The sequence below is a fragment of the Aeromonas sp. Marseille-Q5825 genome (genome assembly GCF_946892685.1).
Lineage (GTDB): Bacteria > Pseudomonadota > Gammaproteobacteria > Enterobacterales > Aeromonadaceae > Aeromonas > Aeromonas rivipollensis.
In genome coordinates this window covers 424,064-437,423 of record NZ_CAMPOU010000001.1, presented here as the reverse complement: position 1 = coordinate 437,423, position 13,360 = coordinate 424,064, and the positions used below count along the sequence as shown (strand labels likewise).

At 63.7% G+C, this 13,360-nt stretch carries 9 protein-coding genes and 1 pseudogene; all 10 read left to right on the top strand.

The features are described from left to right. Positions 1-41: 41 nt before the first annotated feature. Positions 42-221: pseudogene (locus OC537_RS02065) on the top strand (hypothetical protein); the annotation flags it as partial. A 641-nt stretch (positions 222-862) separates the two neighbouring features. Next, positions 863-2,545 (top strand): ABC transporter substrate-binding protein, encoded by a 1,683-nt coding sequence (locus tag OC537_RS02060; RefSeq protein ID WP_106887484.1) that lies wholly within the window; start codon positions 863-865, stop codon positions 2,543-2,545. 117 nt (positions 2,546-2,662) lie between these two features. Further along, on the top strand, positions 2,663-3,646 hold the full coding sequence (locus OC537_RS02055) for an ABC transporter permease (protein WP_042648440.1): 984 nt from the start codon (positions 2,663-2,665) through the stop codon (positions 3,644-3,646). A gap of 1 nt (position 3,647) precedes the next feature. Continuing rightward, entirely contained in the window at positions 3,648-4,562 is a 915-nt protein-coding gene (locus OC537_RS02050; protein ID WP_163147766.1) for an ABC transporter permease, read from the top strand. Then, the gene (locus tag OC537_RS02045; protein ID WP_262108906.1) at positions 4,559-5,581 is read left to right on the top strand and encodes an ABC transporter ATP-binding protein; all 1,023 of its coding nucleotides are present in this window, start codon (positions 4,559-4,561) and stop codon (positions 5,579-5,581) included. Before OC537_RS02050 ends, OC537_RS02045 begins: the two co-directional genes overlap by 4 nt. A gap of 11 nt (positions 5,582-5,592) precedes the next feature. Beyond that, a complete protein-coding gene (locus OC537_RS02040) occupies positions 5,593-6,585 on the top strand; it encodes an ABC transporter ATP-binding protein (protein WP_111910281.1) in 993 nt (330 codons plus the stop codon). 102 nt (positions 6,586-6,687) lie between these two features. Beyond that, positions 6,688-8,403 carry a glycoside hydrolase family 9 protein gene (locus tag OC537_RS02035; protein ID WP_262108904.1) on the top strand — a complete coding sequence of 572 codons (1,716 nt, stop codon included), beginning with the start codon at positions 6,688-6,690 and terminating at the stop codon, positions 8,401-8,403. 236 nt (positions 8,404-8,639) lie between these two features. Beyond that, positions 8,640-9,512, top strand: a complete 873-nt coding sequence (locus tag OC537_RS02030) for a BadF/BadG/BcrA/BcrD ATPase family protein (protein ID WP_262108902.1) — start codon at positions 8,640-8,642, stop codon at positions 9,510-9,512. A 157-nt stretch (positions 9,513-9,669) separates the two neighbouring features. Then, a complete protein-coding gene (locus OC537_RS02025) occupies positions 9,670-11,535 on the top strand; it encodes a beta-N-acetylhexosaminidase (RefSeq protein ID WP_262108899.1) in 1,866 nt (621 codons plus the stop codon). Between the two features lie 200 nt (positions 11,536-11,735). Next, on the top strand, positions 11,736-13,289 hold the full coding sequence (locus tag OC537_RS02020; protein ID WP_111910285.1) for a methyl-accepting chemotaxis protein: 1,554 nt from the start codon (positions 11,736-11,738) through the stop codon (positions 13,287-13,289). Positions 13,290-13,360 lie beyond the last annotated feature (71 nt).

Below are 13,360 nucleotides of genomic sequence, written 5' to 3'. Positions count from 1 at the left end.
TGAAGACCAGCTCTCGTTGGCCTGGCCCACCCGGCTCAGAGGTACCCAGCTATGACGATGCGGAGCTGGTGGTGGTCAACACCTGCGGCTTCATCGACAGTGCGGTACAGGAGTCGCTGGAAGCCATCGGCGAGGTACTGGCCGAGGCCAAGCGCCTGAAAGAGGCCGGCGTGAAGGAGATCCTGGTCATCTCCCAGGACACCTCCGCCTACGGCGTGGACGAGGTCCGCATCGACGAGGCGGACGAGTACGACCTCTGGGCCAGCCTGGTCAAGTAATCCGCTAACGGATGTGGCGCCCGCCAAAAGCCAGTCAAAAGCCAGTCAAAAGCCAGTCAGTGAATGCTGACTGGCTTTTTTATTGCCCCTAATCAACCGACACGAAAACCCCTCGGCAGCCGGCGCCGGGTCCTTGCGCAAATAGGACGCCACCCATCATCACCCGACTCACCGGGAGATGCCCCTTAGTGAGCCAGCGCACAGTTCTGCCCAGCCCCTCGGTTCGCTTGTTTCAAGCTCAAAAAAAAGCCACTGAAGGGGAGCAAAAACGAGCACGATCCACTTCACACTATCGTCTTTGAATTGTCATAAAGGGTGACTTCGTACTTTGTGAGAATTAATGCAAGCGTATAATTTAAAAGGATTAAAAATAGAGTTTGACGATAATGACGAGAGAGTCCGAGTTTTTACGATATCGACGAAATGAAGAGTTGTTGTTTTCCTGTTAACTCTGCTTTTCTAAGGGCGTTGGATGACACAACTACAAGGGTGCAAAACCTGACCAACATTGAGGGCCGGCATCCAAGCATGGGATCCGGTGCTCCATTCCAAAACCATGGAAGACCAATAAGAAAGGAAAAAATATGCTTGCCAAAGTATCCAAAATCGCTACCTCAGTCATGCTGGGAACCCTGATGCTCGGTGCCGCCGGCACCGCCATGGCCGCCGAGAACAAGACGGTGCTGACCCTGGTCGCGCAACAGGAGACCGCATGGGTCAAGAACTTCAACCCCTTCCTGCAGGCCGGTCTGCTGCACACCACCCGTCACTTCATCTATGAGCCGCTGGTGATCTTCAACGATATGCAGGGTGGCAAACCCGTCTATCGTCTGGCCACCAACTACGCCTTCAGCGATGACCTGAAGTCGGTCACCTTTGACCTGCGCGAAGGGGTCAAGTGGTCCGATGGTGAAGCCTTCACCGCCGACGACATCCTCTTCTCCTTCAACCTGGTCAAGGCCAACAAGGCGCTGGATGAGCGCTCCATCTGGACTCAGATCAAGGGTGTCGAGAAGCTGGGTGAGCACAAGGTCAAATTCGACCTGGCCGAGGTCAACACCAACGTGGTGAACGACCTGGTGCTAGTGCCCATAGTCCCCGAGCATCAGTGGAAGTCGGTAAAAGACCCGGTTGCCTTCACCAACGACAAGCCGGTCGGCACAGGTCCCTTCACCGAAGTGGACAACTTCTCCGCCCAGCTCTATACCCAGTGCCGCAACCCGCACTACTGGGACAACGCCAACCTCGCCATCGACTGCCTGCGCATGCCGCAGATGGCCACCAACGACCAGGTACTGGCTGCTGTGATGAAGGGTGACGTGGACTGGTTCGGATCCTTTGTGCCGGACATCGAGCGCCTCTACGTCGGCAACGATCCCAAGAACAACAAGTACTGGTTCCCCGCCTCCGGCACAGTGGCGTTCAACGTCAACTTCCAGAGCAAGAACCCGGGCAATAACGAAGCCTTCAACGACATCAACTTCCGCCGCGCCTTCTCCATGGCGATGGACCGCCAGTCCATGGTGGACATTGCAGGCTACGGCTACCCGACCGTCAACGAATATCCGTCGGGCCTTGGCAAGGCATTCGCCTCCTGGGACAACCCGGACGTCGAGAAGAAATACGGCAAATACAACAAGTTCGACCTGGAAGGTGCCAAGGCTCTGCTGAAGGAAGCGGGCTACAAGGACTGTGACGGCGACAAGTTCCTCGACACCCCGAGCTGCAAGAAGATCGAGTTCAAGGTGCTGGTACCGAACGGCTGGACCGACTGGGTCAACACAGTCCAGATCGGTGTGGAAGGGCTGCAGGCGCTGGGCCTGAACGCCAAGACCTCCACCCCGGAAGCCACCGTCTGGACCGAGAACCTGATCACAGGTGACTTCGACGTCGCCCTGCAGGGTTACTTTGCCGGTGCCAACCCGCACAAGTACTTCGAGACCGCCTTCCACTCCCGCAACATGGGTGAGCGCGGCAACCGCTTCGCGGCGCCCCGTTACAAGGATCCCGAGCTCGACAAGCTGATCGATGACTTCACCCAGACCGCCGATGCGGCCAAGCAGAAGGAGATCATGTTTGCCATCCAGGAACGCGTCGGTGCCAACCAGACCATAATCCCGGTGTTCAACAACCCGACCTGGTACGAATACAGCACCAAGCGCTTCAATGGCTGGTTCAGTGCCGACAACCCGGTCGCCAAGCCGCAGGTACACCCGGACACCCCGGAACGTCTGCTGCACGTGTTGTCACTCAAGCCAAACAGCTAATCACCTCGGCCCCCTGCGGGGGGCCTTTTTCCCCGCCATGTCTTCCATCCCCCGAATCCTACGGGGTTGGGGGAGCTTTGCCCGGCGCGGGGCAGGCTTGCAGTAAAAGGTATCACCATGGGATTTATACTAAGACGCTTCTCCTTCTATCTGGTCGCCTTCCTGGTGGCCGCCACCATCAACTTCCTGCTGCCCAGAGCCATGCCCGGAGATCCCGTCTCCGTCATGTTCGCCCGGGCCGGCGCCATGATGGAACCTGCCGCCCTCGAGGCCCTCAAGGCCACCTTCGGGTTCGTTGACGGTCCCATTACCACCCAGTTTCTCGCCTATGTGAAGAGTGTCTTCACCTGGGATCTCGGCACCTCGGTGCGCTACTACCCCCAACCGGTCGCCGACGTGCTCGGCCGCGCCATCGGCTGGACCCTGTTCCTGGTGGGCACCTCCACCATACTGAGCTTCTCCATCGGCTCCATCGTCGGCATCTTCGCCGCCTGGTACCGGGGGGGACGCATGGACAGCATCCTCTCCCCGCTCACCCTGGTGATGCAGGCCATTCCGCCCGTGGTGGTCTCCCTGCTCGCCCTCTTCCTGTTCGGGGTCAGTCTCGGCTGGCTGCCCATCGGCTACGCCTACAGCCCGGAGATCCCCGCCGATTTCGGCTGGGAACACATCAAGAGCATCATGCTGCACGCCATCATGCCGGTGGGTACCCTGGCCATGGTGCAGGTGGGGGGCTTCCTCATCACCATGCGCAACAACATGATTAACCTCTTGGGGGAGGACTACATCACCATGGCCAAGGCCAAGGGGCTCTCCAGCAACAGGGTCATCTTCAACTACGGCGCCCGCAACGCCGTGCTGCCCAGCGTCACCGCCCTCTCCATGGCGCTCGGCTTCGTCATCGGCGGCTCCCTCATCACAGAGGTGATCTTCAACTACCCGGGCCTCGGGCTCACCCTCTACCAGGGCATACTGGCCCGCGACTACCCGCTCATTCAGGGGCAACTGCTCATCATGACCATCACCATGCTCAGCTTCAACTTCCTGGCGGACGTGCTCTATGTCTTCCTGGATCCCCGTCTGCGTACAGGAGGCAAATAAGATGCGTATGCCGACTATTTTAAAAATCCTGCTGGGCAACAAGAAGGCCGCCTTCGGCCTCGCCATCGTGGTCACCTTCGTGCTGATGGCCCTCTTTGCCCCGCTGCTCGCCAGCAACGAGCCCACCAAGCGGGTCGCCCGCCCGCACCAGCCCCCCAGCGTGGAGCTGGTGATGGGCTCCAACCGCATGGGCCACGATCTCTGGGCCCAGTTCACCAGTGGCGCCCGCATCTCCCTCATGGTGGGCTTCGGGGCAGGCCTGCTGGTCTGCGCCCTCGCCATCGGCATCGGCATCACAGCCGGTTACTTCGGCGGCGTGGTGGATGAGTGCCTCACCTTCCTGATGAACGTGGTGCTGGTGATCCCCAACCTCCCTCTGCTGCTGGTATTGGCAAGCTTTATCGGGGAGGCGTCACCGACGGTGATTGCGCTCATCATAGGCTTTACCTCCTGGGCCTATGGCGCCCGGGTCATCCGTGCCCAGACCCTGGCGCTGCGGGAGAAAGAGTTCGTCATCGCCGCCGAAGTGCTGGGGGAGCCGGCCTGGCGCATCATACTGGTGGAGATACTGCCCAACCTCATCTCCATCATAGGGGTGAGCTTCATCGGCTCCATCATCTACGCCATCGTCACCGAGGCGACCCTGGAGTTCCTGGGGCTCGGCGATCCGACCGTGGTCAGCTGGGGCATCATGCTCTACAACGCCCAGACCTCCAGCGCCATCCTGGTAGGCGCCTGGTGGGAGATCCTGGCCCCCTGCTTCGCCATCGCCACCCTGGGGGCGGGTCTGGCCATGCTCAACTTCGCCATCGACGAAATCGCCAACCCGCAACTGCGCTCTCACAAGGGTCTGCGCCGCTGGAAACAGCTCGCCACCCCCGTCACCCCCATCGCAGCCCAGGAGAAGACAGCATGAGCTCGCAACAACCCCTGCTGTCGGTGCGCCAGCTCTGCGTCGACTACATCACAGAGAGCGGCGACGTGCGCGCCGTCAACTCGGTCAGCTTTGACATAGCCCCAGGCGAAGTCTTCGGCCTCGCCGGCGAGTCCGGCTGCGGCAAGTCCACGGTCGCCTTCTCGGTAGCCCGGCTGCACAAGCCGCCCGCCTACATCAGCGGCGGCGAGATCCTGTTCAAGGGGGAGAACATCCTCGGTTTCGACGACGAGCGGCTGCGCAGCTACCGCTGGCGCCAGGCGAGCGTGGTGTTCCAGTCCGCCATGAATGCCTTGAACCCGGTGCTGCGCATGGAGGAGCAGTTCTGCGACGTGCTGCTGGCCCACAACCCCGGCATGGCCCGCTACGAGGCGATCAAGCGCGCCCAGGAGCTGCTGGAGATAGTCGACATCCACCCGAGCCGGCTCAAGGACTACCCGCACCAGTTCTCCGGCGGCATGCGCCAGCGGCTGGTGATCGCCATCGCCATGGCCCTCAACCCCGAGCTCTTGATCATGGATGAGCCCACCACGGCGCTGGATGTGGTGGTGCAGCGGGAGATACTGCAGAAGGTCTACGCCCTCAAGGCGAAGTTCAACTTCTCCATTCTCTTCATCACCCACGACCTCTCGCTCATGGTCGAGTTCTGCGATCGCATCGGCATCATGTATGCCGGCGAACTGGTGGAGGTGGCGCCGGCCAAGGCGATACTGACTGCGCCCCTGCACCCCTATACCAAGGGGCTCGGCAACTCCTTCCCGCCCCTGCACGGCCCGAAAACCGTGCTGGAGGGGATCCCCGGCACCCCGCTCAACCTGCTGGAGGTGCCGGTCGGCTGCCGCTTCCAGGCCCGCTGCGGCAAGGTGCACGATCGCTGCCGTCAGGAATATACCGCCCTCGCCGAGATCCGGCCCGGGCAGCAGGCCGCCTGCCACCTCTATGACTCGGCCGAGGAACAACTGGACCACCCCATCTATCTGGACAAGGCCGCTGGCTGTTAAGGATGTCTGTCATGCAAATCGCCCAAACCGACGCGCCCATCATCGAGGTCCAGCATCTCTACAAGGACTTCGCCGTCAACTCCAATGCCATCAAGAGCGGCAAGATGCGGGCCCTCTCCGACATCACCTTCAACCTGCACCGGGGCCGCGCCCTGGCGGTGGTGGGGGAGTCGGGCTCCGGCAAGAGCACCATCGCCAAGATCATCGCCAAGATGTACAAGCTCTCCAACGGCCGCATCCTCTACCGCGGCCGGGATCTGGAGGAGTTCAACAAGGGCACTGCCCTGCTGGACTATCGCCAGAGCGTGCAGATGGTATGGCAAGACCCGTTCGGTTCGCTCAATCCGACCCACACCATCTACCACCACATAGCCCGCCCCCTGCTGCTGCACAGCAAGGTGCTCGACAAGAAAGATCTGCCGGACATGGTCTATGCCCTGCTGGAAAAAGTGGGGCTGACCCCGGCCAAGGCGACGGCGGCCAAGTATCCGCACCAGCTCTCCGGCGGCCAGCGCCAGCGGGTCAACATAGCCCGCAACCTGGCGGTGGAGGCGGAAGTGGTGCTGGCGGACGAGCCCACCTCCATGCTCGACGTCTCCATTCGCATCGGCATCCTCAACCTGATGGAGCAGATGAAGAACGAGCTCGGCGTCTCCATGCTCTACATCACCCACGACATCGCCACCGCCCGCTACGTGGCGGAAGATCTCGCGGTGATGTACGTGGGGCACATGGTGGAGTGGGGCGAGGTGGACGAGATACTGCACCACCCCCAGCACCCCTATACCCAGTTGCTCATCTCGGCGGTGCCGGATCCCGAGAAGAGCATCCATGCCGAGCTGGAGGGGGGCCGCAAGGGGGAAATCCCGCTCTGGACCCCGGAATCCCGGGGCTGCCCCTTCGCCGGTCGCTGCCATCAGGCAATGGCTCGCTGCAAGGAGAGCCTGCCGCCGGTGACCAAGCTTGCCGACAACCACTTCGTGCGCTGCTACCTGCACGAATAATCCAGCCCCCCACGCCGGGGGCGGCTTTACCGGCCCGCGACACCTTCACCCGGGCCTCCTAGCGAGGCCCCTTCATTGCCCCAGACCAGGGAGTAAAGCTGGATGGAACTCTTGATCAATCAAGTGGGTTACGATTGTGACGGACACAAGATTGCCCTGCTGCAGACCGACGCCGACGTGGAGATAAGCGGCCTGGTGCGACTGCGGCGCCTGCATGATGACCGCCTGCTGCTGGAGGTTCCTCTCCAGGCCGCAGGCCAGGTGCCCGGCTGGCAGGGACGCGCCTACTGGCGTGCCGACTTCAGCGCCTTCAAGGAGTCCGGCCACTACCGGCTGGAGGCGATCACAGCACAGGGCATAGTCCGCTCCACCCGCTTCGCCATAGGTCAGGATCTGCTGACCAGCCGCTGCCTCTCCGATGTCATTCACTACTTCAAGGGCCAGCGTGCCAGCGGCGCCTTCGATAGAGCCGACCGCAGCGCCCGACTGTTTGGCACCGACCAGCGCAAGGATGTGCACGGCGGCTGGTTCGATGCCAGCGGCGACATGAGCAAATACCTGAGCCACCTCTCCTACGCCAACTACCTCAATCCCCAGCAGACCCCCCTGGTGGTGTGGAGCCTGCTCAAGAGCCGGGCGCTCCTGGCGACGCGCCGCGACATCGACGGGCTGAACCTCTGCAAGCGGCTCAGTGACGAGGGGCTGCACGGGGCGGATTTTCTCTGCCGGATGCAAGATGAGAGCGGCTTCTTCTACATGACGCTGTTCGACAAGTGGAGCAAGGATCCCGAGCAGCGCGAGCTGTGCGCCTACGCCACCCAGCAGGGACTCAAGTCAGCCAACTGGCAGGCGGGCTTTCGCCAGGGGGGCGGCATGGCCATCGCCGCCCTGGCCCGGGCCGCCCGCGAGCAGACCGGCGGCGACTTCGATACCAGCCACTATGCCGAGGCGGCCAGGCGCGGCTACCTGCACCTGCGCGAGCACAACCTCGCCTACCTGGACGACGGCCTCGAGAACATCATCGACGACTATTGCGCCCTGCTGGCGGCGGTCGAGCTGACCCAGACCCTTGGCAGCGACTGGCTCGGGGAGGCAAGGGAGAGGGCCGGCAGGCTCTGCGCCCGCCAGCGCCCCCACCCCGAGCTCGGCCACTACTGGAGTGCCAACGACGACGGCTCGCGCCCCTACTACCACGCCGCCGAGGCAGGTCTGCCGGTGCTGGCTCTGCTGGAATACCTTGGAGTCGAGCCGGATCAGGAGCGCCGCGCCCGGGTGAATGCCGTGGTGCAGCAGGCGCTGGCCGCCGAGCTGGCCCTCGCCGCCCGGGCGGGCAACCCCTTCGTCCTCGCCCGCCAGTATGTGAAAGGGGTCGACGAAGACCCTCGCATCAGCTTCTTTATGCCCCACCACAACGAGTCCGGTTACTGGTGGCAGGGGGAGAATGCCCGGCTGGCCTCCCTGGCCGCCATGGCCTTCGCCGCGGCCCTCCACTTCCCCCAGCAGAGCCCACTTCTGATGACGTTCGGTCAGCGCCAGCTCGACTGGATCCTCGGGCAAAACCCCTTCAACGCCTGCATGCTGGCGGGGCACGGCATCAACAATCCGAGCTATACAGCCGGTTATCCCAATGCCCTCGGCGGCATCTGCAACGGCATCACCGCCGGGTTCGATGACGAGGCTGAGGTGGCCTTCATTCCCGAGGAGTACAGGGATCGGCTGGATCAGAACTGGCGCTGGGGGGAGCAGTGGATCCCCCACGCAGCCTGGTTCGCCCTGGCCATCAGCTGGCAGAGTACGCCGGAGGCTCGTCATGATTGAGACGCACAAGGATCGGCTCGGACATCATTGGCGCAGGAGAGAGCAGTGGCTCCTCCAATCATTCAGCCTGGTTTGCCCTGGCCATCAGCTGGCAATGTGTACCGGAGGCTCGTCATGATTGAGACGCACAAGGATCGGTTCGATCATAACGGGCACTGGGGAGAGCAGTGGATCCTCCATGCAGTGCGACTGGTTTGCCCTGGCCATCAGTTGGCAGAGTGCGCCGGAGGCTCGTCATGATTGAGTTCTGGGTCGGGGTCGATGGCGGCGGCACCCACACCCGCGCCCGCATTCGGGACAAGGCGGGCAGAGTGCTGGGAGAGGGGCGCGCCGCGGGCTCCAACCTGGAGCTCGGCATAGAGGTTGCTCACGCCAATGTGCTGGCAGCCATCGCCAGCGCCCGGCTGGCCGCCGGGCTTGGCATCGAGTGCGAACAGCGGATGGGGGTTGGGCTGGCGCTGGCCTCCGCCGAACTGGCCGACTGCTACCAGGCCCTTCTCGAGATGCCCTTCCCCTTCGCGAGCGTGCGGCTCACCTCCGACGCCTTCGGCGCCTGCCTCGGCGCCTTTGGTGGCCGGGAGGGGGCCATCCTCATTGCAGGCACAGGGTCTGCCGGGCTCATCTACCGCCATGGTCAGCTCCATAGCTGCTCGGGGCGCGGCTTCCCCATCTCGGATCTGGGCAGCGGCGCCTGGCTGGGGCTGCGCGCCATTCAGCAATCCCTGCTCTGCCACGACGGCATCCTGCCCCCCAGCCTGCTCGCCGTGCGCCTGCTCGATCACTTCAAGCGGGATCAGGCCGAGGTGGTGCGCTGGGCCGCCCGCGCCATTCCCGCCGACTATGGCCGCTTCGCCCCCTGGGTGTTCGACGCCGCCAGCGACGGGGATGAGCTCGCCAACCAGCTGCTGGACGAAACCTGCGCCCAGTTGCAGACCCTGCTGGAGGGTATGGGGCTGCTGGGAGCCGACCGCATCGCCCTGCTGGGCGGCGTCGGCATGCGCCTGGCCCCTCGCCTGGGACACCTCAACCTGGTGCCCCCGCAAGCCGATGCGCTGGAAGGCGCCATCCTGTTCGCCCAGTCGGAGGCCTATCCATGCCTGCACCCCTGAGCACTGTTCGCCCAGTCGGACGCCTATCCATGCCTGCATCCCTGAGCCCTGTTCGCCCAGTCAAAGACCTACCCATGCCTGCATCCTTGAGCCCTGCCTGGCGTGAAGCCTGCGCCAAAGAGGGCACCACACTGTTCGCCCAATCAGAGGAATACCCATGTCTGCACCCCTGATCCATACCCAGATCGACCGTCGCGACGGTGAAGACGTCTGGTTCCGCTTCACCCTGAGCCAGCTCCCGGCCAGCCCCTGGAAGCTGCACTTCTGCCTGGCCCGCCACATAGACTCCCTGTCGGTGGAGGGAGGTTCCCTGGCGCGCCAGAGCGGCAGCTACAAGGTGCTGGTGCCCCATGAGGGGGTCAGCGAGCTGCGTTTTTGCTGCCGCAACACCCCCATCAAGCGCTACTCCGATCTGCCCCAGGGCTTCTTCCTCAGCCTGACGGACGAAGGCGCCCAGCCGCAGCTGCAACCCCTGGTGCAGGCGGGCCAGGAGCTCGGTCTGCCGCCGAGCCCGGCGGCGGCCCCCGACCTGCCCGAGGTGGAGCCCGCCAACGGCATAGTGCCCCAGCCGGCTCAGCTGCGGCTGCCGGAGGGCAACTTCCGCCTGGCCGAGCGGGCCCATGTCAGCGGCCCTGTCTCCCTGGCCCCCCTGCTGGCCCATTTCAACGAGCTGACGGGGCTCGCCCTGACCCAGGATCACGACGCCGAGATCCACCTGGTCGAGGCACAGCTCCCCCAGGAGGCTTACCAGCTCGTCATCACCACAGAGGAGATCCGCATCCGGGCTGCCGGCGAGGCGGGCTGGCGCCACGGTCTGGTGACCCTGGCCCAGTGGGCCCTGCAACACGGGGAGAGCCTGCCCTGCCTCGAGGTGGAGGACGCGCCCAGGTTCGGTTTTCGCGGCATCTTCCTCGACTGCGCCCGCCACTTCCACTCCATCGCCACCCTCAAGCGCCTGCTCAAGCAGATGAGCCTCTACAAGTTCAACCGCTTCCACTGGCACCTGACCGATGACGAGGGCTGGCGCCTCGAGATCAAGGCCTTCCCCCGGCTGACCGAAGTGGCGGCCTGGCGGGGACATGGCCTGGCGGTCGGCCCCCAGCTCAGCGGCGGCCCCGATCCTTATGGCGGTTACTACACCCAGAGCGAGGTGCGCGAGCTGGTGGCCTATGCCGCCGGGCTCGGCATCACCATCATCCCGGAGATAGACATCCCGGGTCACTGCCACGCGGCCATCAAGGCGCTGCCCGAGCTGCTGCAGGAAGAGGCGGACAGCTCCCGCTACCTCTCGGTGCAATATTTTGACGACAACGTGCTCAACCCGGCCCTGCCCGGCACCTATCGCTTCCTGGAGGCGGTGATCGACGAGGTGTGCGCGCTCTTCCCCGGCACTCAGGTGCACATGGGGGGGGACGAGGTGCCGACCGGGGTCTGGACCGACAGCCCCGCCTGTCAGCAGTTGATGGCAGAGCAGGGCTATACCGATTGCCGGGAGCTGCAGGGCCACCTGCTGCGCCACTGCCAGCAATACCTGGCGGCCAGGGGCAAGCAGATGCTGGGCTGGGAGGAGATACTGCACGGGGACAAGGTGAGCCGGGACGCCACCATCTTCGCCTGGACCAGCTTCCAGGCGGGGCTGGATGCCGCCTCCGCGGGCTACCCCGTGGTGATGGCCCCGGCCCAGTCTCTCTATCTGGATCTCGCCTGGAGCCCGGATGTTCATGAACCCGGGCTCTACTGGGCGGGCACCCTCAATCTGGAGCAGGTCTATCTATGCGATCCTGCACCGGCCGATTTCCATGCCAACGATAACATCCTGGGGGTGCTGAGCCCCTTGTGGTCGGAACTGATCACCTCTCGCGATCGTCTCGACTACATGTTGTTCCCGCGCATGCTCGCCACGGCCGAGGTGGCCTGGAGCGACCCCGCCCGCAAGGCCTGGGATCACTTCGCCGCCCGCCTGCCCGGCCAGCTGCAGATCCTCGATCAGTTACAGGTGCGTTACCGGGTGCCACAGAGGTAGTGTTATCTTTCTCTTTTTGGCGACCTTTTGGTCGCCATTTTTTTACCACCAAACAACAAAAATCCAACCTGGCCCCTACTTTTACTCCGCCTTTGTTGGCAAAATAAGGCCCCCGATGAGGCCGGGCAAGACGCACTGCGCCCGGGCCTGCATCCGGTTCAACCACAATAACAACCAGCAACGCATCGGAGCTTATCCTTATGGCCCGCAAACACGTCCAGATCCAGGACAGTGAAGTTGAGTTCCCCGCCGACGTGCAACTCGTCTCCACCACGGATCTGCGCGGCGTCATCACCTACGCCAACCCCGCCTTCTGCCGCATCGCCGGCTACCATGTCGATGAACTGGTCGGACACAACCACAACCTGGTGCGTCACCCCGACATGCCCAAGGCCGCCTTCGCCGACCTCTGGGATCGCCTCAAGGAGGGCAACCCCTGGCGTGGCATGGTCAAGAACCGCTGCAAGGATGGCCGCTATTACTGGGTCGATGCCTATGTGACCCCCATCTACGAGAACGGCAAGATAAGCGGCTACCAGTCGGTGCGCTGCAAGCCCGAACCCCAGCTCAAGCAGGTTGCCGCCCAGGCCTATCAGGCCCTGCTCAAGGCCGAACAGGGCGGTGCCAGCAAGCTACCCTCCCTGCACAGTGCCAGACCCCTGCTGCTCGGCCTGCTGATGCTGGGGCTCTTTGGCTGGGCGGCCTTCTCTCAGGGAGCCCTGACTGTGCTGCTGATGCTGCTGCCCCTGCTGGCCGTCGCCGGCGCTTACTGGCGCGAGCTCATCTCGCTGCCACGCTACCTCAAGCGGCTCGGCCAGCAATATGACAGCCTGACCCGGCTGGTCTACTCGGGGGACGCCCCCGGCGCCATCGCCGATTTTCATTTGAAGATGCTGCAGGCCCGCATCCGCACCGTGCTGGGTCGGGTCAACGACGCCACCCATCCCCTGCAGACCCTGGCGACCGACCTGCAGGACTCTTCCCATCAAGCCTTCCTCGACATCAACGAGCAGGACGCCCAGACCCAGCAGATGGCCGCCGCCATGACCCAGATGGCCAGCACTGCCCACGAGATAGCGCGCAACATCCAGGACACCAACAGCCAGGTGACAGAGGCACGCAGCAGTTGCCAGCATACGGTGCAGCAGCTGGATCAGACCGAGCAACAGATGGAGCTGCTGGCCAGGCAGGCGGAGCATGCCTTCCACTCCGCCGTCGAGCTGGCGAACGAATCCGAGCGGATCGGCAGCGTCATGGGCGAGATCCAGGGCATCGCCGAGCAGACCAACCTGCTGGCCCTCAACGCCGCCATCGAGGCGGCCAGAGCCGGCGAGCAGGGACGCGGCTTTGCGGTGGTGGCGGACGAGGTGCGCACCCTGTCCACCCGCACCCACAAGGCGACCGAGCAGATCCAGGGCAGCATCCGCCAGATCCAGCAGACCCTGGGCCGCTGGCAGGGGATGATGCAGGACAACCTGGCCCAGACCCGCGAATGCGCCCTGATGACCCGCCAGGGGTCCGGCAACCTGCATCTGGTGCTGGGGGAGATAGATCAGGTGACCGAGTTCTCCACCCAGATAGCCGCCGCGGCCGAACAGCAGCAGGCGGTGGTGGAGGAAATCAGCCGCAACATCCACCAGATCTCCCAGTACTCCCGCGCCAACAGCCAGAAGATCCAGGCGGTGGACAACTCCAGCCAGGAGCTGCTCAAGCGCGCCAGCGAGCTCAGGGGGCTGAGCCAGACCTTCGGCTGAGCAGGATCCCCTGTTGCCCCCCAGACCACGGAAGCGCCACAATGGTGGCGCTTTTGTTTCACGCCGAGTAA